We start from the raw sequence: 18,676 nt of genomic DNA on the forward strand, positions 1-18,676 counted from the left end.
CCTCCCTGAACAGTCAATGCGTGGCGACGCGCGGTTGGCCAGCGCGTTCGATTGCCTCGTTGACCACCAATACGTTCCTGGCCATGCGTTCCGACGCTGCGTCGATCATCTTGCCGTCCAGCGCTGCCGCTCCCTTGCCCTGCGCCTCGGCCTCTTTCAGCACTTCGAGGATGCGCCTGGCGCGGGTGACCTCTTTTTCCGGTGGCGAGAAGACATCGTTGGCGAGCGCGATCTGCGATGGATGGATTGCCCATTTGCCTTCGATGCCCAGCGCCGCCGCGCGCCTGGCGCCGGCGATGTAGCCCTCCGGATCGGAGAAGTCGCCAAACGGCCCGTCGATGGCGCGCAGGCCGTAGGCGCGGCAGGCGACGGTCATACGCGACAGTGCGAAATGCCACTGGTCGCCGGGATAGTCGGGGTTGAGCCCGCCAATGTTGACGGTGCGCGCCTTGCAGCTTGCGGCATAATCGGCGACGCCGAAATGCATGGCTTCTAGCCGGCCGGGCGTGGCTGCGATAGCCTCGACATTGGCCATGCCGAGCGCGGTCTCGATCAGCGCTTCGAGGCCGACGCGGGTCTTGAAACCCTTGGCCATCTCGATCTGGTTGACCATGGCCTCGACCATGTAGAGATCGGCCGGCACGCCGACCTTCGGCACCAAAATGGTGTCCAGCCGGTCGCCGGCCTGTTCCATGACGTCGACCACGTCGCGGTACATGTAATGGGTGTCGAGGCCGTTGATGCGCACCGAAACGGTCTTGCCCTTGGCGCGCCAGTCGATGTCGTTGAGCGCCTGGATGATGTTCTTGCGGGCACGTTCCTTGTCGGGCGGCGCGACCGCGTCCTCGATGTCGAGGAAGATGAAGTCGGCGGCGCTGTTCGCCGCCTTGTCGATCATCTCCGGGCTCGAGCCGGGAACGGCGAGCTCGCTGCGCTGCAGCCGGAGCTTCTTCAGATGGTTGATGGTATGGCTCATCGTGCGCTCCCTCAGGCGGCTTCGGCGACCGGCACGGCGGCCGAGGCGCGGAAATGCTGGATGGCGGCGCCGACGCCGGAACCCGGCGCCAGTCTGACGCCACAATCGAGCAGCGCCATTTCGGCGGCCGACAGCGAAGCCAGCACCATCACCTCGTTCAGCCAGCCGAGATGGCCGATGCGGAAGACCTTGCCCATCACCTTGTTGAGGCCGCCGCCGAGCGATGTCTGGTAGGTGCCGTAGGCGCGCTTGACGACGTCACCGCTGTCGATGCCTTCGGGCACCAGAATGGCGCTGACCGTATCGGAATGCCATTTCGGCGCCTTGGCGCAGAGTTTCAGGCCCCAGGCGTCGACCGCCTTGCGCACGCCTTCGGCGAGGCGATGGTGGCGGGCGAAGATGTTCTTCAGCCCTTCCTCGGCGATCAGGTCGAGCGAGGCGCGCAGGCCGCGCAGCAGCTGTGTAGCCGGCGTATAAGGGAAATAGCCGGCATCGTTAGCGCGGATCATGTCCTCGAAAGAGAAGAAGCAGCGACGGTGGGTGGCGCTCCTCGAAGCGACAAGCGCCTTCTTGCTGACTGACAGGAAGCCGAGGCCGGCGGGCAGCATGAAACCCTTCTGCGAGCCGCTGACGGCGCAGTCGACGCCCCATTCCTCCTGGCGGAAATCGATCGAACCGATCGAAGAGACACCGTCGACGAACAGCAGGGCAGGGTGGTTTGCGTCGTCGAGCACGGCGCGGCAGCCGGCAACGTCGCTGGTCACACCGGTCGCCGTCTCATTCTGCGTGCAGAAAATTGCCTTGATGCGGTGCGCCTTGTCGGCCTTCAGCCGCTCGGCATAGAGCTCGAGCGGCACGCCCGTTCCCCATTCGCAATCGATGACATCGACCTCGAGGCCGAGGCGCTCGGCCATGTCGACCCACAGATGCGAGAACTGGCCGAAGCGCGACATCAGCACGCGGTCGCCGGGGCTGAGCACATTGGTCATCGCCGCCTCCCAGGCGCCGGTGCCGGAGGAGGGGTAGATGAAGACGCGGCCGGTCTCGTTCTTGAAGACCTTCTTGATGTCCTCGAACAGCGGCAAGGTGAGATCGGGGAAGGATGCGGCGCGCATATCCTCCATCGGCAGGTTCATCGCCTGCCGGACCTGTTCGGGGATGTTGGTCGGTCCGGGAATGAAAAGATGGGTGAAACCGGCCATGGTGCGAACTCCTCCTGATCCAGCAAAGCGGTGATGGGGAGTTTCGTTTCGACGGCTAAAGGCAACAACACCTTGCCGGGTAACATCTTGCCGCGCACGGGTGGGGGCGGCCTACCCGGTTGGCCTACCCGCGGCCCGTCGCTTGCCTACCCGAAAGGCTGCTTCTGGGTACGCCTCTCGCGCGCATAGAGAGCAACGGCCATCGCCCGGTTGCGGACGTCGAGTTTGTCATAGAGATTCTTGAGGTGGTATTTTACCGTGTTCTCGGAAATCCCAGTCCGCGTCGCGATCTGCAGATTGGTCCAGCCGTCGGACAGCACCGCCAGCAGCTCGCGCTCGCGCACGGTGAGCTGCGACAGGGGCGTGTCGTTGACCTTGTTGATGTCGATATAAGGGATGCAGATGCGCCCATGCGCGACCGCCAGGATGGTCTCGAAGATGATCGACGGATCATCGAACTGGAAGCAATAGCCCTGCGCTCCAAGCCGCACGCACTGCTTCAGGATGCCGATGTCGTGGTCGTTGGAAAACACCGCGATGCGCACGCCGAGCTTGCGGCTGTGAACCTCGGCAAGCACATCGGCGCCGTCCATGTCGGCGAGCTTCCAGCCGATGACGGCGACGTCGAATTCGCCTGCCATCGCCAGTTCGAGGAAATGGCTGCCGCTTTGCACGCAGGCGAGGAGATCGAAGCGGCCGTCGCATTCCAGCATTTCGCGCAGCGCCGATATGACGAGCGGATTGCGTTCGGCCACGACCACACGCACGCGCCGTTCCGCTGATACCTTGGGTTCTGTCTGCGACCTGATCTTCAAGGGCTTCCGGCTGTTCTGGTTGCAATCTCAGCGGTCCGGCGATTGCCTGGACCTGCATCATGACAATTCTGCCCCAACCGTGCGGGGGTGCTCTTTCCCCAGCGACATGCGCTGTCGCGCTGCCTTAAGCCGGCGGGGCATCGGTTTTTGATGGGATTGGTGTTGTCAGCGCCGGCCGGAGTGATCTCGCCTGCCAGTGTCGCCGTTCAGGCGGGAGGGCGCATTTCGTTTGAAATTCCGTGGGTTGTGGGATCAACCTGACATGCGCTCGCCGAACCCCGGGGAGCCATTATGATGGCGAGGCAACTGGTCCGTTCGGCAGATCGACGGTCACGATGAGCCCTGTTGGTTGATTATCCTGCAATTCGATCTTGCCACCATGACCCTGGATGATGTCGGCAACGATCGAGAGACCAAGACCGAAGCCATGCTTCGAGGCAACGCCACGCGATGTGTCCTCCTTGAAGAATGGCTCGAATACGCGGGAGCGCGCCGTCATCGAAATGCCCGGTCCATCGTCGCCGACCGCTATGCGCGCCGTCGTCTCGGTCAGCGTCAATGCGACGGTGACATTGCCGGCGAATTTAACCCCGTTGTCGCAGAGATTGGTGATCGCACGCGCCAGCGCATTGGGTTTGCACCAGCCCAGAAGCCGATCCGGTCCGGAATACGAGACCGAAAACCCGACATCGGAGAATTCGGCACAGACTGTTTGCAGCACGCTGGCAATGTCTGCGCGTTGCAGCTTCTCCGTCGAAACGTCGTTGCGCAGATAAGTCAAAGTCTCGTTGATCAGCTCTTCAATATGCTGGACATCGGACAGCATCGCGGTTCGGATGAGGCCGTCATCCATCCGCTCGGCGCGGAGCCGCAGCCGCGTCAAAGGCGTGCGCAGATCATGGCTGACACTGCGCAACATGCGCGTGCGATTCTCGATCATCGTCCGGATACGCGCTCTCATCCTGTTCAGAGCGCGCACCAGGCCGACCATCTCGATGGAGCCGCGTTCGATGAAAAGCTCGTCGCTGTTCTCGATCTCTGCCGACCCGACAGCGGTCGAAATGCGTCTTAGGGGGTTTGTCACGGCCCATACTGCAAAAAGCCAAATCAGGGCAGGAAAGGCGACAAAAGCCATAAATTTGTAGAACAGGGAACGGATAAAACCTGATGTCAGCAAGGTATCGGGCACGCCAAAATGAGCCAGGACGGCCTGTTGGTCCAGATCCAGCACGAAGGCATATTCACCGTCGATTGTTAGCCAACGCCCATCCGTCGGTTCGTTGTTGAACCGGAAAAGCCATTCGATATTTCGCCACTGAAGATAGGAAACTGGAATACTGTCGATCTGCTCCTTGGGCAATATCTTGAAATCAAAACCGGCTTGCGCCGCCGCTGCCAAGACCACGCTGCGAGCTTCCGCTGGTGCTTCGCGCAACAAGGCAGCAACCACGGCGGTTCGTGTGGCGCTGTCGTCGACAGCCGGCAGGTCGATACTCGCTGTAACATTTTCGACGACCGATCCAGCGGACAGGATCACAACCACCGTGACGATGATGACTGCCGCGAACTGCCCACGCACAGACTGCGGCAGGAAACGGCGGATCAAATCCCTCATGCTTCCTCAACCGTCGCGGTGAAGATGTAGCCGCCCAGCCGAACGGTCCTGAGAAGCACCGGATCGCGCGCATCCTTTTCGATCTTCTGGCGGATCCGGCTGACGTGAACATCGACGCTGCGCTCGATTGGCCCGGCAAGCCCTGCATGGGTTACGCCAAGGAGTTCCTCGCGCGAGAGAACCCGGCCGGCATTACGGCAGAAAGCAAGCAACAGGTCGAATTCATGCGTGGTGGTCGCGACCCGCGCGTTGCTCGGATCATGCAATTGCCGGCGAATGGGGTCGAGGCGCCAGCCGTTGAAGCGAAGCACCTTCGACCGATCCCGTTCCTCGGGAGCGTAGGTCGTGCGGCGCAGCAGCGCCCGTATCCTGGCCGTCAGTTCGCGCGCGCTGAACGGCTTTGTCACGTAGTCGTCCGCGCCAATCTCGAGTCCGAAGATGCGGTCGATTTCTTCGCCAAGGGCGGTCAGCATCAGGATCGGAACGTTCGTTTGCGCGCGAAGGCGGCGGCAGATGCTGAGGCCGTTTTCGCCAGGCAGCATGACATCAAGCACGATAAGATCGAATTTCTGGTTGCGAAGCGCGGCGTCCATCCGAACGCCGTTCCCGGCTATTTCCACGATCATGCCGTTTTCGGTGAGCGTGTCACCCAGCATGCGCGCGATTTCGAGGTCGTCTTCGACGATGAGGATACGCGAACCTTGCCTTGTCGATCTCGATTCGGCGCTCAAATCGCTTGGGTGCCTTTGCCGTGCGATCTCGGAGTTTGTCATAGCCTGCATAGGTGCCTGCGTCGATGTCAGAACCGGTATCCGACCAGAAGCATCCCTGAAGGCTGAACCTTGTCGACGACGATCGGGCTGTCGGCGGCGTCACCCAAGAGAATGCCGACCCCCGCTTCGCCCCGCACCATCCAGTTCTGATTGAGCATATATGTGGCGGAAATTGAAAAATCGGCGCGCTTCAACCCGGCACCAGCATCATAGCGAGCCAGCCCCGAGCGAGCCGATTGTTCCGGCGTGACGCCAAAATAGGCCTGCATGTAATTTTCGTCCGCGAAGACGGCGGCTGCACTGGCGCCGATCACCAACGATGGGGACAGAGGCTGGCTGACCTCGATCCCGACCTTGCCCTCGAGGCCATCGCTGCCGCCGATGGTCTTGTCGAGCTGCGCAAAGATTTCAGCCGGGCCGAACTTCACCGCGGCCTTCACGCCGACTGTCGCGCCCATGTCGACATCCCCCAAGCCGCGCAGGTGGTCGGCGTCGTCTTCCTTGCGGCCCATCTCATAGCCAAGCCGCGCGCTGAATTCGAACGGGCCTTGCTCGTAGATCGCGATGTTGGCGCCCGTCGGATCAATCGTCACCGTATCGAGGAATGTCGCGGTGACGAAAGGCACCGGCATGACCTTGAACTCGTCGCTGCCCTCGTATTTGGGGACGATGATGGCGCCGCCTCCAACGACGACGTGCCAGTCGGCCAGTTTTTGTTCGAAGCCTCCGAAACGGGAAGGGTCGGGCGGAGGGCTAAAGTCATCGGAATTCACGGCGATGGCGTCAGCCGCCAGCACGATGCCCGAATGCGTTGAAAACAGCACTGCCATCGCCGCAAGAGAGGCCCGGCCGGCAAACATTCCAGAATCCATATTGAACATGCATGCTCCAGAGCAGCGAGGCGGTGAGCCCCTGATGCTTGGACTATTTCAGGCGAAGTTGGCTGCATGCGTGAAGTGATGTTAATTTTTGTTGCGCAATCTTGGTCGCTTTTTGGCGGCTGTACGAAGCGACCTCCGCACAACGTCCTGCGACCATGTAGCGTGCTCTCAAGCCAAATCGCGCCACCGCCTATCTCAGTGTTTAATCATGATCTTTTCCGAAAACCGGTTTCCCCTTTTCGGGATCATGGTCTAGACCTGACGGGCACCTTTTGCGGGATTGTGATGGCGGGAGGCGCCGGTGGAAGGCGAACACGAACAGACGAGCGGCGCCAAAGCCGCTGACGATGCCCACGCCGACATCTATGGCGAGGATGGCGCCGTTCTGTCGTCCTTCCTGGCGCAGATCGGTGCTGCGATCGCCGATCGCGACACGCTGACGCTGAAGCGCGAAGTCGACGACCTGCACCAGTCCGAACTCGGTGACCTGCTCGAAGCGCTGCATCCTGAACAGCGCCGCGCGCTGGTCGAACTGCTTGGCGCGGATTTCGATTTTTCCTCGCTGACCGAGGTCGACGAGGCGATCCGTATGGAGATCGTCGACAATCTGCCCAATGCGCAGATTGCCCAGGCGGTGCAGGAACTCGATTCCGACGACGCCGTCTACATTCTCGAAGACCTTGAAAAAGAAGACCAGGACGAGATCCTGTCGCAGCTGCCGTTTACCGAACGGATCAGGCTGCGCCGCTCGCTCGACTATCCCGAAGAGACGGCCGGTCGGCGCATGCAGACCGAGTTCGTCGCGGTGCCGCCGTTCTGGACCATCGGTCAGACCATCGACTACATGCGCGAGGACCAGAACCTTCCCGACCGATTCAGCCAGATCTTCGTCATCGATCCGAGTTTCAAGCTGCTCGGCGCCATCGACCTCGACCAGATCCTGCGCACCAAGCGCACGATCAAGGTCGAGGAGGTGATGCATGAGACAAGGCACGCCATTCCGGCCACGATGGACCAGGAAGAGGCGGCACGGGAGTTCGAGCAATACGATCTTCTGTCCGCCGCCGTCGTCGACGAGAACGAGCGGCTGGTTGGCGTGCTGACCATCGATGACGTCGTCGACGTCATCCAGCAGGAAGCGGAAGAAGATCTGTTGCGCATGGGTGGCGTCGGCGACGAAGAACTGTCCGACAGCATCCTGTCGACCTCGCGCTCGCGCGTTCCCTGGCTGCTGGTCAATCTTCTGACCGCGTTCCTGGCGGCGTCGGTGATCGGCCTGTTCGACCGCACGATCGAGCATATCGTGGCGCTGGCCGTGCTGATGCCGATCGTGGCGGGCATGGGCGGCAATGCAGGGTCGCAGACCATGACCGTCACCGTGCGTGCGCTGGCGACGAAGGACCTCGACATCTACAATGCCGGCCGCATCATCCGCCGTGAAATGGGCGTCGGCTCGATCAACGGCATCATCTTCGCGGTGCTGATCGGCATCGTCGCGGCGGCCTGGTTCCGCGATCCCAATCTGGGTGGCATCATCGCGGCGGCGATGATCATCAACATGTTCGTCGCAGCGCTCGCCGGTATCCTGATCCCGCTGCTGCTCGACCGGTTCAAGATTGACCCAGCGGTGGCGTCAGCGGTTTTCGTCACCACGGTCACCGATGTCGTTGGCTTTTTTGCCTTTCTGGGGTTGGCCACCTGGTGGTTCGCGGTACCTTGAAGAAACAGGCAGCGCGGTCTCAATTGACTTTTACGTAAATGCCGTGCGAGGTTCGCGCCGGGGTTTCATGTCGAGTCCGGCATGGGACATGATTGATCGGGATGGGTGGGTGCGTCGCTTGGCAGGCGGTCGCTTACGTTCCGGCTTGGGAGCAAGAATGCGGGAATATTATTCGATCACCGAACTGACCCGCGAATTCGACGTGTCGACGCGGACGCTGCGCTTTTACGAGGATGAGGGCCTGGTGCAGCCGGTGCGGCGTGGCCGCACAAGGTTGTTCCGCCCTTCGGACCGGCATCTGATCCGCCAGATCATGCGCGGAAAACGGCTCGGCTTCTCGATCAACGAAATCCGCGAAATCATCCAGATGTACAAGGAGCCGCCCGGCGAAGTCGGCCAACTCAACCTGATGATCAAGCGCATCGAGGAAAAGCGCGAGGATCTCAGGCAGAAACGCAGGGATCTCGAAGAGACGCTGGCCGAACTCGACCAGGCGGAAGAGTCCTGCGTCGAGCGGCTGGTGGAGCTGGGTGTTAATACCTGAGCGGACTGGGCCATGGCGCGCTTTGGTGATGATCGCCAACGTTTGGGATTAGCGGAAGCCTTCAGAACTTCGTCATTCTAGGGCGGAGCAGGAGCGAAGCTCCGTCGCGGAGACCCTAGAATCCATGCCGTGACATTGGCCGTGGAGTGCAGTGGGTGCAGAATTCTGCACCGACGCGGCGCTTAGAGTTCGCGGCATGGATCCTCGGGTCTGCGCTGCGTCGCTACGCTCCTTGCTTTGCCCGTGGATGACGAAGAGACGGGCGTTTATGCCAATCGCCAAAGCATGCGACCCCTGCCAGCGACCACGCCCAGCTCAGATCCAGCGCCGCACGCGCTTGGCGTAGTCGCGGTACTTCTTGCCGAATTTGGCTGCCAGCACCTTCTCCTCGCTCTCGATCGCGACCTTTTGGGTGGCGAAGGCGGCGATCAGCGCCAGCGGCAGGAACCATACTATCCCTGAAACGAAGGCGGCACCGATCAACAGCAGCGTGTTGGCGAGATACATCGGATTGCGGGTGACGCCGAACGGGCCTGACGTCACCAGATGCTCCGGCACGCCGTTAGGGTTCATTGTCGTCTTGGCGCGCGTCATAGCGCGGATGGCGGTGAACCAGAGTGCGGCAACGGCAAACAGCACCACAAAGCCGGCCGCGAACAGGAGGTCGCCAAGGAGATCGCCGATCCAGGGCAGGGGATAGAGTAAGCCAAGCACGATGCTGATGGCGATGGCGGCGCAGTAGATCAGTGGCGGCCAAGGGATCAGCCCGGCTTTCGATAGCCCTGGTTTTGGCAGCCCGGCTTTTGGCAGCTTGTCGGTCATTGTTGCCCTCCCTGCGTCATCGGGCTCTCCTCCGTCTTGGCGGTGCAGATGCCGGCGAGTTCACCGAGATGCGCTTTGAACTCCGGGGTCTGGTCGCCATTGTAGAGCCGGTCGAATGCCGCCTCGCTTTGCAGCGTGTCCAGCATGCACACACAATAGCTGGCGCAGAACGCCGTGTCGCGTTGCTGTTCGCAGGATACCTGGCATTCCTTCAGAAAGACCACTTCCCGTGTCTCGACCGGCGCCGGCATGATCTGCGCGAATAGCCAGACACAGCCGAACAGCAGCGGCTGGTGGATCAGGTAGAAAGCCAGGCTGTGGCGGCCGATGAAGGTGAATGGCTTGGCCCAGCTTCCGGGCGTCAGCGTCGCCAGCCGCGCCAGCAGGCCGGTGGTGGACGCCAGCTTTGCCGCCGCGATGCCGACAAGCACGGCGCCGAACCAGGGAAACAGTGGAACATAGTCGTTGGAGCGCGGGTTGATCGCCGACAGGCCGACCCACCACAGCGCCGGGTGGTCGAAGGCTTCGGATCGGAGGTAGATGGGCGCTGCGATCACCACCGCCGCCACGACCAGCGTCAGCAAGGACGGCAGCCGCAAGAACAAAAGCCCGAGCAGGCTGGCCAGCGCGATCTCATGCAGGATGCCGAAGAAGATGAAGCTGTCCGGCGTCATGAAATACGTCACCGCCGATATGGCGGCTGCCGCGATGGCGACCATGGCAAAGCGTTTCCAGAAGCCGTTCCAGCGGATCTGCCTGCCATGGGCGAGAAACAGGCTGACGCCGACCAGGAACAGGAATGTCGAGGCGATGCAGCGGGCATAGAGCTTCCACCAGCCGAAGGCGGTGAGGCCGGGATCGGTGTAGTGGAAATTCTCAAGATCCCAGGTGAAGTGGTAGCTGGCCATGGCGATCAGCGCGATGCCGCGCGCGACATCAATGACAGTGATGCGCTTCGATTGATCCCCAGGGGGTGCGGTATGGATGCTCATGGTCTCGCGATCTGATTCAGCCCCTCAAGACGACTATCACGGTTGCACCGGACAAAAGAAGGCCGCGCGGCTGCATCAGGCGGTGCTTTAGGCCAGAGCCGGAAAGCCTTTGACCGAATTCGCTTTTTGCCGGGAAGGGGTCGGTTTCCTGTTACCGGCTGCGGAATCGCCAGCGCAGATTTGACGCCGCGAGTCTGCTTTTGGGGATCAAATGTCCACCCATGTGCGCCACCCGATCTGGCTTCCGGCCTTGCGTCCGGCGGATGCGCGCACCTTTGCCTCGCTCTATGCGGTCGAATCCTTCGCCCGTGCCACGGTGTCGAGCGTCATCCCGATCCAGGCCTACGAGATCCTGCACAATGAGCAGATCGTCTCGATCCTCTACACCATCGTGGCGTTGCTCGGCCTGTCGGTGACGCTGTTCATGCCGATGCTGATCCGCCGCTTTGCCCGGCGCTGGGTTTATACCGCCGGCGCCTGTCTGCTTGCCATCGGCTCGCTGTTCTTCGTCACCCATACGCTTGCCGGGCAGCTAGCCGGCATGCTGTGCCGCGTCATGGGGGCGAGCGCGCTGTCGATCACGCTCAACCTCTACATCATGGACCACATTCGCAAGACCGACTTCATGCAGGCTGAATCGCTGCGCATGGCGTGGTCGATGCTGGCGTGGACCGGCGGGCCGACGCTCGGCATTTTCCTCTACACACGCTACGGCATCTATGCCGCGCATGGAGCGGTGGCGGTGTTTGCGCTGGCCTTGCTGGCGCTGTTCTGGACCTACAGGCTGGGCGACAACCAGTCTATCCGCCCGGGCAGGACGCGGCCGGCCAATCCGCTGGCCAATATCGGCCGCTTCGTCGCGCAACCCAGACTTAGACTTGCCTGGCTGATCGCCTTCGGCCGTTCCTGCTTCTGGACGACCTTCTTCGTCTATGGGCCGCTGTTCATGGTCATCACCGGCGAGGGCGAGCTTGCCGGCGGCCTGCTGGTTTCGGCCGGCAATGCGCTGCTGTTCATGGCGATCTTCTGGGGTAAGGCCGGAAAACGCTTCGGTGGCCGGCGCACCATGACCTTCGCCTATTTCGCCATGTCGGCCACGTTGCTGGCGGCGGGCGCGGTCGGCGCGACCGCGCCGCTGCTCACCGGCTTCTTCCTGCTCTGCGGCGCCGTCTTCACCATCGCGCTCGATGCGCTGGGCTCGACCGCCTTCATGCGCTCGGTCAGGCATTATGAGCGGTCGCAGATGGCCGCGGTCTACCGCACCTATCTCGACTTTTCCGAACTGACGCCGCCGCTGGTCTATTCCGTGGTGCTGGCGTTTTTCGGCCTGGGCTCGGTATTCGTGACGCTCGGTATGCTAGCGGTGGTCTGCGGATTCGTCACCTGGCGCTATCTGCCGAAATCGCTTTGATCAGGATGCCGCATGCCGCTCGCGCACCCAGTTGTGGAAACGGTGCAGGTCATATTCCTCGGGCATCAGCACGCCGGCCTGGTGGCGCATCGAGCGCAGGCCTTTCTGGTTGACCTCGCAGATCGCGGCATCTTCTTCCAGCACCTGGGTTCCGAAGGCGACGACATTGTCGATGTCGGTCTCAGCAAGCGCTTCGGGTGCGAACAGCCATTCGGCGGTGAGCTCGGTTTGCTCGGGGCCGAGCGGTGTCAGCCGCACGGTGCGGACATAGTCGACATGGCCGACGATGAACATCGACGGCAGGCTGGTGGCATAGGTCTGGCCGGCTGCGCGCTCGGCCGGTGTCAGGCCGGAAAACACGGGACCGTGCGCTTGCCCATCGCGCGACCAGGTCTCGGCGCCGGCGCGCAGGCCGCCGGAAAACTCCGGCGCGTCATTGTCGGCATGGCGCACCCAGTCGGGGTCGTCGTGCCGGCTCATCAGGCCGCGGCCGTAGATCGGCACCAGCCGCGACAGGTCCTTGTGGACGCCGGGGCAGTGCAGGCACTCGTTGAAGTTTTCCCAAAAGATCTTCCAGTTGCAGTTCATCACCTTGCGCAGCACATGGCCTGACACCAGCGTTTCCAGCGGCCAGTTGGCGAGGTCGCCGGATGCCGGATCGAAGGATGCCTGCGCCGAGCCGGCCGCATCCTCCTGCAGGTTGACGAAGACAAAGCCGCGCCAGACCGAGAGCGCCACCCGGTAGAGCGGATGGTCGGCCTTATCGAAACCCTCGGGCAGCGATTTCGAGGGCACGCGGACGAGATCGCCGCGCAGCGAATAGGACCAGGCGTGGTAGGGGCAGGTGATGAGCCGCGCCTTCAGCCGGCCCTCGCTTTCCTGGCAAAGCTGCGAACCGCGATGCCGGCAGGTGTTGTGGAAGGCGCGCAGCTCGCCGGTGTCGTCACGCAGCACGACGATCTCCTGCGTGCCGACGCGGAATGTCCTGAACGCCAGAGGCTGGGCGAGATCGGCTTCGCGGCAGACCAGCAGCCAGCTTTTGTACCAGATGGCGTCGAGATCGCGCTGGTAGGCGCCGGCGTCCCAATAGGCCGAGGACGGCAGCGTTGGCTCGGCCTGAGTCAGGCCGTTATAAGGGTCGCGCTGGCTCGGATTGGATTGCATGGCTGGCTTCCTTTAGGGATAGGCCAGCCGACACCCCGGCAAATCGTTTGTCAATCACGGCTGACATTGCCGGTTGCCGGTGCGGCGCATAATCATGTCCGCGACATGGGGGATTCGGAAATTGGCCGCACGACAGATGTCGCTTACGCCGGAATTGGTCGCGCGCTGCTGGCGCGAGATCAGGGATACCGGACCGGATCCGGAGGCGATGCACCTCGATGACGGCGACTACGATTCGCTGCTGGATGCTTTGCAGGCCGAGCTCCCGGATAGCGAACCGCTGTGGCTGTTCGGCTATGGCTCGCTGATCTGGAAGCCGGAATTCGATTATGTCGAGGACCGTGTTGCCCTGGCGCGCGGCTGGCATCGGTCTTTCTGCATGAACATGACGCGCTGGCGGGGCACCAAGGAAAGCCCCGGCCTGATGATGGCGCTCGACAGTGGCGGTCAGTGCAAAGGCGTCGCCTTTCGGCTGGCCGACGATGACAGGCGAGAGCAGTTGGGCCGGCTCTTGCGGCGCGAAGTCACGCTGAAGCCGACAAGCTACCGGCCGCGTATGCTGAAGCTTGCAAGCGAGGCCGGTCCGCTGAAGGCGCTGGCTTTCGTCATCAACCGCAACGGGCTGACCTATTCCGGTCCGCTCGACGAGGCGAAGGTCGTCGACAGGCTGGCCATATCCTGCGGGCACTGGGGGTCGGGTGCCGACTATCTCTACAACACGGTGAAGAATCTGGAGGAACGCGGCATTCACGACCGCCATCTGTGGCGACTGCAGCGACTGGTTGCGGAGCGGATCACCGCCTTGAACCCCTGATGCCTGAGTGGCGCATTCGCGCTGTTGGCTGCCGGAATTTGGTTTGCCGGATGCGGCTGTTTCAGCCTATAGTCATGCATGTCGTCGGTTCCGTTAGGGACCAAGAGGGAATGCGGTGAGGGCTGACTTGTTGCCCAATGCCGTGGCTGCCCCCGCAACTGTGTGCGGTAGTCCTCTCCAAGCCACTGAGGATTTTTCCTCGGGAAGGTGGGGAAGGGCGCTGATCCGCGAGCCAGGAGACCTGCCGGCGACAGGGAACTGACTTCGATGCCCTCGGGTGGAGGGCGAAAGGACAAGATATGAATACCGCTTCCGTCTCCCTCGGCGCTTCCGTCTCCTCGCAGTCGCGCTTCATGCAGCTCGTGCTTAGCGCGTTTCTGGGCATTTTCGTCATCGGCGTTGTCGGCTTCTCGCATATCGATGCGGTCCACAATGCCGCGCATGACTATCGCCATTCGATGGCGTTTCCCTGCCACTGACGAGGATCTGACATCATGAACCTGTTTCGCAACGTCGTGTTTGTCGCGGCGATTGCCGGGCTCGTGGCCGGCGTCGTTCTCGCCTGCATGCAGGCCTATGCCACCGTGCCGCTCATCCTGAAGGCGGAAGTCTACGAACAGGCCGGTGGCGGCCATAAACATGAGCATGCCGCAGCGCCCGCCGCCAACGCTACGGACACCAATGCCATGAGCACCGCAGCATCCGCACCGGCTGAAGCAGCCGCGCCGGCGGAGGACGAAGGCTGGGCGCCGGCCGACGGCTTCGAGCGCTTCGCCTTCAGCGTGCTGGCCAATATCGTCACCGGCATCGGTTTCGCGCTGGTCCTGGTGGCGGTCTCCGAATTCGCCGGCGGCATCGGCAACTGGCGCCAGGGCGTATTCTGGGGCCTGGCCGGCTTTGCCGTGTTCACGCTGGCGCCGGGCCTCGGCCTGCCGCCGGAACTGCCGGCAATGCCGGCGGCCGATCTCATGCCGCGCCAGATCTGGTGGGTGGCAACGGTTGTGGCGACTGCTATTGGCCTTGCCTTGATCGCCTTCCGCACGTCGGCGCCGTTGACTGTCCTAGCCGTCGTCCTGATCGTCGCCCCGCATATTGTCGGCGCGCCGCAGCCGGACAGTTTCGAGACGCCGATCCCGGAAGGCCTGCATCATCAGTTCGTGGTGGCGGTGACGGTGACCAATCTGGTGTTCTGGCTGGTGCTCGGCGCTGTCATTGGCGTGGTGCGCGGACGTCTTACCGGCACCGCGACCAGCCTGCGCGACAGCTTTGCCTGATCGCAGTTTGACCTTCATCATCGGCGGTGCGCGCTCCGGCAAGAGCGCGCATGCCGAAACCCTGGCGACGGCGCTGCCGCCGCCATGGGCCTATATCGCGACTGCCGAAGCCTATGACGATGAGATGCGTGAGCGCATCGCGCAACACAGGTCGCGGCGCGGCGAAGGCTGGGCGACCATCGATGCGCCACTCGATCTTGTCGGTGCCCTCGAACTCTTGCCCGACAACCAGCCGGTGCTTGTCGATTGCCTGACGCTGTGGCTGACCAACCATATGCTTTCCGACCATGATCTCGAGGCGGAATGCCGGCGGCTGGCCGACGTGCTGTCGCGGCCGCGCGGGCCGTGGTTCGTGGTCTCCAACGAAGTCGGGCAAGGAATCGTGCCGGACAATGCGCTCGCGCGTCGGTTCCGAGACGCCGCCGGCCGACTCAACCAGCAGGTCGCGGCAATTGCCGATACGGTGCTACTGATGGTGGCGGGGCTGCCGCTCAAGGTGAAATAATGACCGACATCGACGCAAAGGACGAGGAACGCCACCGCGCCAAGATGGCCAAGCGCAAGGCGGTGCAGGACGCCGAGGTAGCGGAAAAGACGGTCGAGAAGGGCCTGTTGATCGTCAACACCGGACCCGGCAAGGGCAAGACCACGGCCGCCTTCGGCCTGGCGCTGCGCATGCTCGGCTACGGCAAGCGCGTCGGCGTCGTCCAGTTCATCAAGGGCAAATGGCACACAGGCGAAAAGGATGCCTTCGCCGCGTTCGGCGACCGCGTCGTCTGGCACACGATGGGCGAGGGGTTCACCTGGGAGACGCAGGATTTGAAGCGCGACATCGCGGCGGCCGAAGCGGCGTGGGCCAAGGCGCTGGAACTGATCGCCGATCCCTCCGTCAGCCTTGTCGTGCTCGACGAACTCAACATCGCGCTGCGCTACGACTATCTCGATCTCGACAAGGTTGTGGCGGGGTTGAAGGCGCGGCGCGAAGGCTTGCATATCGTTGTCACCGGCCGCAATGCCAAGCCGGCGCTGGTAGAGGCCGCCGACCTCGTCACCGAAATGGGCGTGACCAAGCACCATTTTTCTGCGGGCGTGAAAGCGCAGCAAGGGATCGAGTTCTGAGGATAAAGGTCTCAGAACGTCAGGTAGATCAGCACCGCCGAAAGCAATCCGAACAACCCAATCAGCAGGTAGTCGGCGACCTGGTAGAGTTTCAGTGCCCGCCTGATGTCCAGGCTCTCGGCTTCGCGGCGGCCGCCTTCGCCCATGAACGCATCCTCGACGACAACGCCGCCATAGCTGCGCGGTCCCGCCAATGCCAGGCCGAGTGCGCCGGCCATTGCCGCCTCCGGCCAGCCGGCATTGGGCGAGCGGTGCTTTTTGGCGTCGCGTCGCACTGCTTCCCAGGCATTGCGCGGGTCGGCGTCGCTGACAAGAAAGGCGGCGGCAATGATGAGCAGTGCGGTCAGCCGGGAGGCCGGCAGGTTGATCCAGTCATCGAAAAGCGCTGCCGCGCGGCCGAAGGCCTCATGGCGCGGGGTGCGGTGGCCGATCATCGAATCGGCGGTGTTGGCCGCCTTGTAGGCGACGCCGCCGGCCAGCCCACAGACGCCGGTCCAGAAGGCCGGCGCGACGATGCCGTCGGAGAAATTCTCGGCCAGGCTTTCGATCGCGGCGCGGCTGACGCCGGCGTGGTCGAGCTTTTCGGGGTCGCGGCCGACGATGCGGGCAACCGCGATGCGGCCGAGCGCCAGCCCGCCTGTGTCCAGCGCATCGGCGACCGCTTCGACATGCTCGGTGAGACTCTTCTGCGACAGCAGCGACGAGGCGAGGATCGCGGTGACGATCATGCCGGCGGGAAAGAGCTGCCAGAGCAGGATTTGCACGGCAAAGGCAATCGCCGCCGGCACCAGAACAATGACCAGCAACGCGTGTACGCCCCGGCGGCGACGCGAGGCGTCGGAATCAGTGGCGCGGTTGAGCCTGAGGTCGAGAAAGGATATCAGCCTGCCGAACCAGGTGACGGGATGGCCGACTGCACGGAACAGCCAGTCCGGGTAACCCAGGATGCGTTCGATGGCCAGCGACAGGAAAGCGATCAGGATCGACATGAAGCTTTCTGATGGAGCGATTGCTGCGGTGGATCATGGTGGATCCCTTGGCCGGGCGAGCGCGCTCTTCCCTCACGCGCCACAGCCTTTCGTCGATCTCTCGACAGGTATCAATCCGCACTCCTACCCGCTTTTCGAGCTGCCCGCCACCGCCCTGTCACGATTGCCGGAAGCCGGCCGCCTGCGTGAGTTGGCCAGGATCGCGGCCAGCGCCTATGGCGCGCCGTCGGCAGCCCATGTGGCAGCAGCTCCGGGCACGCAGATCCTGTTGCCGCGCGTCGCCTCCCTGGTGAGCCCCGGCCGGGCGCTGGTGCTCGGGCCGACCTATGCCGAGCACGCCAGAGCGGCTACGATTGCCGGCCATGCCGTGGCGGAGGTCGACGATGTCGAGGCGCTCGTCGCGGTCGACCTCGCGATCGTCGTCAATCCCAACAACCCCGATGGACGCGTCGTGTCGCGGGAAAGGCTGCTGCGGCTTGCCGAGACATTGCGCGCCAAGGGCGGGTTGCTGGTCGTCGACGAAGCCTTCATGGATGTCGGCCCGCACGCCGAAAGCCTGGCCGGCGATGTCGGGCAGGGCGGCATCGTCGTGCTGCGCTCGTTCGGCAAGTTCTTCGGCCTTGCCGGCCTGCGGCTCGGCTTCGCGCTTTCCGATGCGTTGACGGTCGAAAGGCTTGAAACGCAATTCGGACCGTGGGCTGTCGCCGGTCCGGCGCTGGAGTATGGCATTCGCGCGCTTGCCGATAGCGGCTGGCAGGCTGACATGCGACGCCGGCTGGTTTCGGATGCCGCGCGGCTCGACGCGCTGTTTGCGCGGTATGGCGTTCCCGTCGCCGGTGGCACGACGTTGTTTCGTTATCTTCAGATTCCGAACGCGGCCGGGCTCTTTTCGGCGCTCGGCGAGCGCGGCATCCTGCTCCGGCATTTTTCCGACCGGCCGCAGGTGCTGCGTGCCGGGCTGCCTGGAAGTCGGGAGGAATGGCAAAGGCTCGAATCCGCGCTTGCCGACTGGGCCGCACGGCGCAACGATAAGCCGAAGGAGATCGCGCCATGATCCATGTCTGTTCGCTAGCGAAGCTTGAGGAGACGGTGGCCAGAAGCGGCGCTGAGCGCGTGCTGTCGCTGCTCGCCGCCGGCACCGAGGTGACGCGGCCGACCTCGATATCAAGGGAAAACCACCTGCATCTGGTGATGCACGACATCGCGGTGGCGCAGGACGGCATGACCATGCCGGGCGAAGACCACGTGCGCAATCTGCTCGCTTTCGCCCGCAAATGGGACCGCGCCAAGCCCATGGTTGTGCATTGCTATGCCGGCATCAGCCGCTCGACGGCGTCGGCCTACATCATCGCGGCGGCATTGGCGCCGAAGCGCGACGAGGCGGAATTGGCGCAGACATTGCGGAAGCTTTCGCCCTCGGCGACGCCCAATCCGCGGCTGATCGCTGTGGCCGATACGTTGCTCTCACGCCAAGGTCGCATGATCGAGGCGATAGAGGCGATCGGGCGTGGCGCCGACGCTTTTGAGGGCACGCCTTTCGTTTTGAAAATCGACGGCTAAAGGCG

The 18,676-nt window shown here is 63.0% G+C and carries 20 protein-coding genes and 1 riboswitch; of the genes, 10 read left to right on the forward strand and 10 right to left on the reverse strand.

Features of this window, described 5'->3' with window-relative positions; translation table 11 throughout:
• Positions 1-13: 13 nt before the first annotated feature.
• The 6 genes from H0241_RS02865 to H0241_RS02890 all read right to left on the reverse strand — a co-directional run bounded on the left by H0241_RS02865 (position 14) and on the right by H0241_RS02890 (position 6,262).
• Positions 14-976, reverse strand: coding sequence for an HpcH/HpaI aldolase/citrate lyase family protein (locus H0241_RS02865; protein ID WP_181055906.1), 963 nt, complete (start codon positions 974-976; stop codon positions 14-16).
• 11 nt (positions 977-987) lie between these two features.
• Positions 988-2,178, reverse strand: a complete 1,191-nt coding sequence (locus H0241_RS02870; RefSeq protein WP_181055907.1) for an aminotransferase class V-fold PLP-dependent enzyme — start codon at positions 2,176-2,178, stop codon at positions 988-990.
• Positions 2,179-2,324: 146 nt separating this feature from the next.
• Complete coding sequence (locus H0241_RS02875) at positions 2,325-2,945, reverse strand: LuxR C-terminal-related transcriptional regulator (protein WP_181055908.1); 621 nt, start codon at positions 2,943-2,945, stop codon at positions 2,325-2,327.
• Positions 2,946-3,282: 337 nt separating this feature from the next.
• Positions 3,283-4,608, reverse strand: coding sequence for an ATP-binding protein (locus H0241_RS02880; protein WP_181055909.1), 1,326 nt, complete (start codon positions 4,606-4,608; stop codon positions 3,283-3,285).
• Entirely contained in the window at positions 4,605-5,381 is a 777-nt protein-coding gene (locus H0241_RS02885) for a response regulator (RefSeq protein WP_181056154.1), read from the reverse strand. The genes H0241_RS02880 and H0241_RS02885 overlap by 4 nt, the downstream gene beginning before the upstream one ends.
• Positions 5,382-5,407: 26 nt before the next feature.
• Positions 5,408-6,262, reverse strand: a complete 855-nt coding sequence (locus H0241_RS02890) for a MipA/OmpV family protein (RefSeq protein ID WP_181055910.1) — start codon at positions 6,260-6,262, stop codon at positions 5,408-5,410.
• 301 nt (positions 6,263-6,563) lie between these two features.
• Between H0241_RS02890 and mgtE the strand changes: the two genes are divergently transcribed.
• Together mgtE and H0241_RS02900 are read left to right on the forward strand one after the other, a co-directional pair.
• A complete protein-coding gene (gene mgtE / locus H0241_RS02895; RefSeq protein WP_181055911.1) occupies positions 6,564-7,982 on the forward strand; it encodes a magnesium transporter in 1,419 nt (472 codons plus the stop codon).
• Between the two features lie 157 nt (positions 7,983-8,139).
• Positions 8,140-8,526 (forward strand): MerR family transcriptional regulator, encoded by a 387-nt coding sequence (locus H0241_RS02900; protein ID WP_023685221.1) that lies wholly within the window; start codon positions 8,140-8,142, stop codon positions 8,524-8,526.
• Between the two features lie 315 nt (positions 8,527-8,841).
• On the opposite strand, the gene H0241_RS02905 is transcribed toward H0241_RS02900, so the two are convergent.
• Positions 8,842-9,348, reverse strand: a complete 507-nt coding sequence (locus H0241_RS02905) for a methyltransferase family protein (RefSeq protein ID WP_181055912.1) — start codon at positions 9,346-9,348, stop codon at positions 8,842-8,844.
• Positions 9,345-10,340: a DUF1624 domain-containing protein gene (locus H0241_RS02910; RefSeq protein ID WP_181055913.1), complete on the reverse strand. Its 996-nt coding sequence runs from the start codon at positions 10,338-10,340 to the stop codon at positions 9,345-9,347. The genes H0241_RS02905 and H0241_RS02910 overlap by 4 nt, the downstream gene beginning before the upstream one ends.
• Before the next feature lie 211 nt (positions 10,341-10,551).
• Between H0241_RS02910 and H0241_RS02915 the strand changes: the two genes are divergently transcribed.
• Positions 10,552-11,751, forward strand: coding sequence for an MFS transporter (locus tag H0241_RS02915; RefSeq protein WP_181055914.1), 1,200 nt, complete (start codon positions 10,552-10,554; stop codon positions 11,749-11,751).
• Here the strand turns inward: H0241_RS02915 and H0241_RS02920 are convergent, their stop codons facing one another.
• Positions 11,752-12,915 carry an aromatic ring-hydroxylating oxygenase subunit alpha gene (locus tag H0241_RS02920; protein WP_181055915.1) on the reverse strand — a complete coding sequence of 388 codons (1,164 nt, stop codon included), beginning with the start codon at positions 12,913-12,915 and terminating at the stop codon, positions 11,752-11,754.
• A gap of 121 nt (positions 12,916-13,036) precedes the next feature.
• Here H0241_RS02920 and H0241_RS02925 point away from each other — a divergent pair, with 121 nt between their 5' ends.
• The 5 genes from H0241_RS02925 (at position 13,037) to cobO (ending at position 16,122) form a co-directional block, all read left to right on the forward strand.
• Positions 13,037-13,729 carry a gamma-glutamylcyclotransferase gene (locus H0241_RS02925; RefSeq protein WP_181055916.1) on the forward strand — a complete coding sequence of 231 codons (693 nt, stop codon included), beginning with the start codon at positions 13,037-13,039 and terminating at the stop codon, positions 13,727-13,729.
• A gap of 68 nt (positions 13,730-13,797) precedes the next feature.
• Positions 13,798-13,992: riboswitch (cobalamin riboswitch) on the forward strand.
• A 36-nt stretch (positions 13,993-14,028) separates the two neighbouring features.
• Positions 14,029-14,208 (forward strand): CbtB domain-containing protein, encoded by a 180-nt coding sequence (locus H0241_RS02930; protein WP_112565177.1) that lies wholly within the window; start codon positions 14,029-14,031, stop codon positions 14,206-14,208.
• Between the two features lie 15 nt (positions 14,209-14,223).
• Positions 14,224-15,003 (forward strand): CbtA family protein, encoded by a 780-nt coding sequence (locus H0241_RS02935; RefSeq protein ID WP_181055917.1) that lies wholly within the window; start codon positions 14,224-14,226, stop codon positions 15,001-15,003.
• Positions 14,996-15,508: a bifunctional adenosylcobinamide kinase/adenosylcobinamide-phosphate guanylyltransferase gene (cobU, locus tag H0241_RS02940; RefSeq protein WP_181055918.1), complete on the forward strand. Its 513-nt coding sequence runs from the start codon at positions 14,996-14,998 to the stop codon at positions 15,506-15,508. Before H0241_RS02935 ends, cobU begins: the two co-directional genes overlap by 8 nt.
• Complete coding sequence (gene cobO / locus H0241_RS02945) at positions 15,508-16,122, forward strand: cob(I)yrinic acid a,c-diamide adenosyltransferase (RefSeq protein ID WP_181055919.1); 615 nt, start codon at positions 15,508-15,510, stop codon at positions 16,120-16,122. The genes cobU and cobO overlap by 1 nt, the downstream gene beginning before the upstream one ends.
• 11 nt (positions 16,123-16,133) lie before the next feature.
• Here the strand turns inward: cobO and cbiB are convergent, their stop codons facing one another.
• On the reverse strand, positions 16,134-17,111 hold the full coding sequence (gene cbiB, locus H0241_RS02950) for an adenosylcobinamide-phosphate synthase CbiB (protein WP_181055920.1): 978 nt from the start codon (positions 17,109-17,111) through the stop codon (positions 16,134-16,136).
• On the opposite strand from cbiB, the gene cobD reads away from it, so the two are divergent.
• Positions 17,110-18,165: a threonine-phosphate decarboxylase CobD gene (gene cobD, locus H0241_RS02955; protein ID WP_181056155.1), complete on the forward strand. Its 1,056-nt coding sequence runs from the start codon at positions 17,110-17,112 to the stop codon at positions 18,163-18,165. The genes cbiB and cobD overlap by 2 nt on opposite strands.
• The gene (locus H0241_RS02960; protein ID WP_181055921.1) at positions 18,162-18,671 is read left to right on the forward strand and encodes a tyrosine phosphatase family protein; all 510 of its coding nucleotides are present in this window, start codon (positions 18,162-18,164) and stop codon (positions 18,669-18,671) included. The genes cobD and H0241_RS02960 overlap by 4 nt, the downstream gene beginning before the upstream one ends.
• The last annotated feature ends 5 nt before the right edge of the window (positions 18,672-18,676 follow it).

This window comes from Mesorhizobium neociceri, from assembly GCF_013520985.1.
In the GTDB taxonomy this organism is placed as follows: Bacteria; Pseudomonadota; Alphaproteobacteria; order Rhizobiales; family Rhizobiaceae; genus Mesorhizobium; species Mesorhizobium neociceri.

Excerpts from the sequence above, each read along its gene's own strand:
- H0241_RS02865 (WP_181055906.1), bottom strand. The coding sequence starts at position 976 with ATGAGCCATACCATCAACCATCTGAAGAAGCTCCGGCTGCAGCGCAGC.
- H0241_RS02870 (WP_181055907.1), bottom strand. The coding sequence starts at position 2,178 with ATGGCCGGTTTCACCCATCTTTTCATTCCCGGACCGACCAACATCCCC.
- H0241_RS02880 (WP_181055909.1), bottom strand. The coding sequence starts at position 4,608 with ATGAGGGATTTGATCCGCCGTTTCCTGCCGCAGTCTGTGCGTGGGCAG.
- H0241_RS02885 (WP_181056154.1), bottom strand. The coding sequence starts at position 5,381 with ATGACAAACTCCGAGATCGCACGGCAAAGGCACCCAAGCGATTTGAGC.
- H0241_RS02890 (WP_181055910.1), bottom strand. The coding sequence starts at position 6,262 with ATGTTCAATATGGATTCTGGAATGTTTGCCGGCCGGGCCTCTCTTGCG.
- H0241_RS02900 (WP_023685221.1), top strand. The coding sequence starts at position 8,140 with ATGCGGGAATATTATTCGATCACCGAACTGACCCGCGAATTCGACGTG.
- H0241_RS02905 (WP_181055912.1), bottom strand. The coding sequence starts at position 9,348 with ATGACCGACAAGCTGCCAAAAGCCGGGCTGCCAAAACCAGGGCTATCG.
- H0241_RS02910 (WP_181055913.1), bottom strand. The coding sequence starts at position 10,340 with ATGAGCATCCATACCGCACCCCCTGGGGATCAATCGAAGCGCATCACT.
- H0241_RS02915 (WP_181055914.1), top strand. The coding sequence starts at position 10,552 with ATGTCCACCCATGTGCGCCACCCGATCTGGCTTCCGGCCTTGCGTCCG.
- H0241_RS02920 (WP_181055915.1), bottom strand. The coding sequence starts at position 12,915 with ATGCAATCCAATCCGAGCCAGCGCGACCCTTATAACGGCCTGACTCAG.
- H0241_RS02930 (WP_112565177.1), top strand. The coding sequence starts at position 14,029 with ATGAATACCGCTTCCGTCTCCCTCGGCGCTTCCGTCTCCTCGCAGTCG.
- H0241_RS02935 (WP_181055917.1), top strand. The coding sequence starts at position 14,224 with ATGAACCTGTTTCGCAACGTCGTGTTTGTCGCGGCGATTGCCGGGCTC.
- cobO (WP_181055919.1), top strand. The coding sequence starts at position 15,508 with ATGACCGACATCGACGCAAAGGACGAGGAACGCCACCGCGCCAAGATG.
- cobD (WP_181056155.1), top strand. The coding sequence starts at position 17,110 with ATGAAGCTTTCTGATGGAGCGATTGCTGCGGTGGATCATGGTGGATCC.
- cbiB (WP_181055920.1), bottom strand. The coding sequence starts at position 17,111 with ATGTCGATCCTGATCGCTTTCCTGTCGCTGGCCATCGAACGCATCCTG.
- H0241_RS02960 (WP_181055921.1), top strand. The coding sequence starts at position 18,162 with ATGATCCATGTCTGTTCGCTAGCGAAGCTTGAGGAGACGGTGGCCAGA.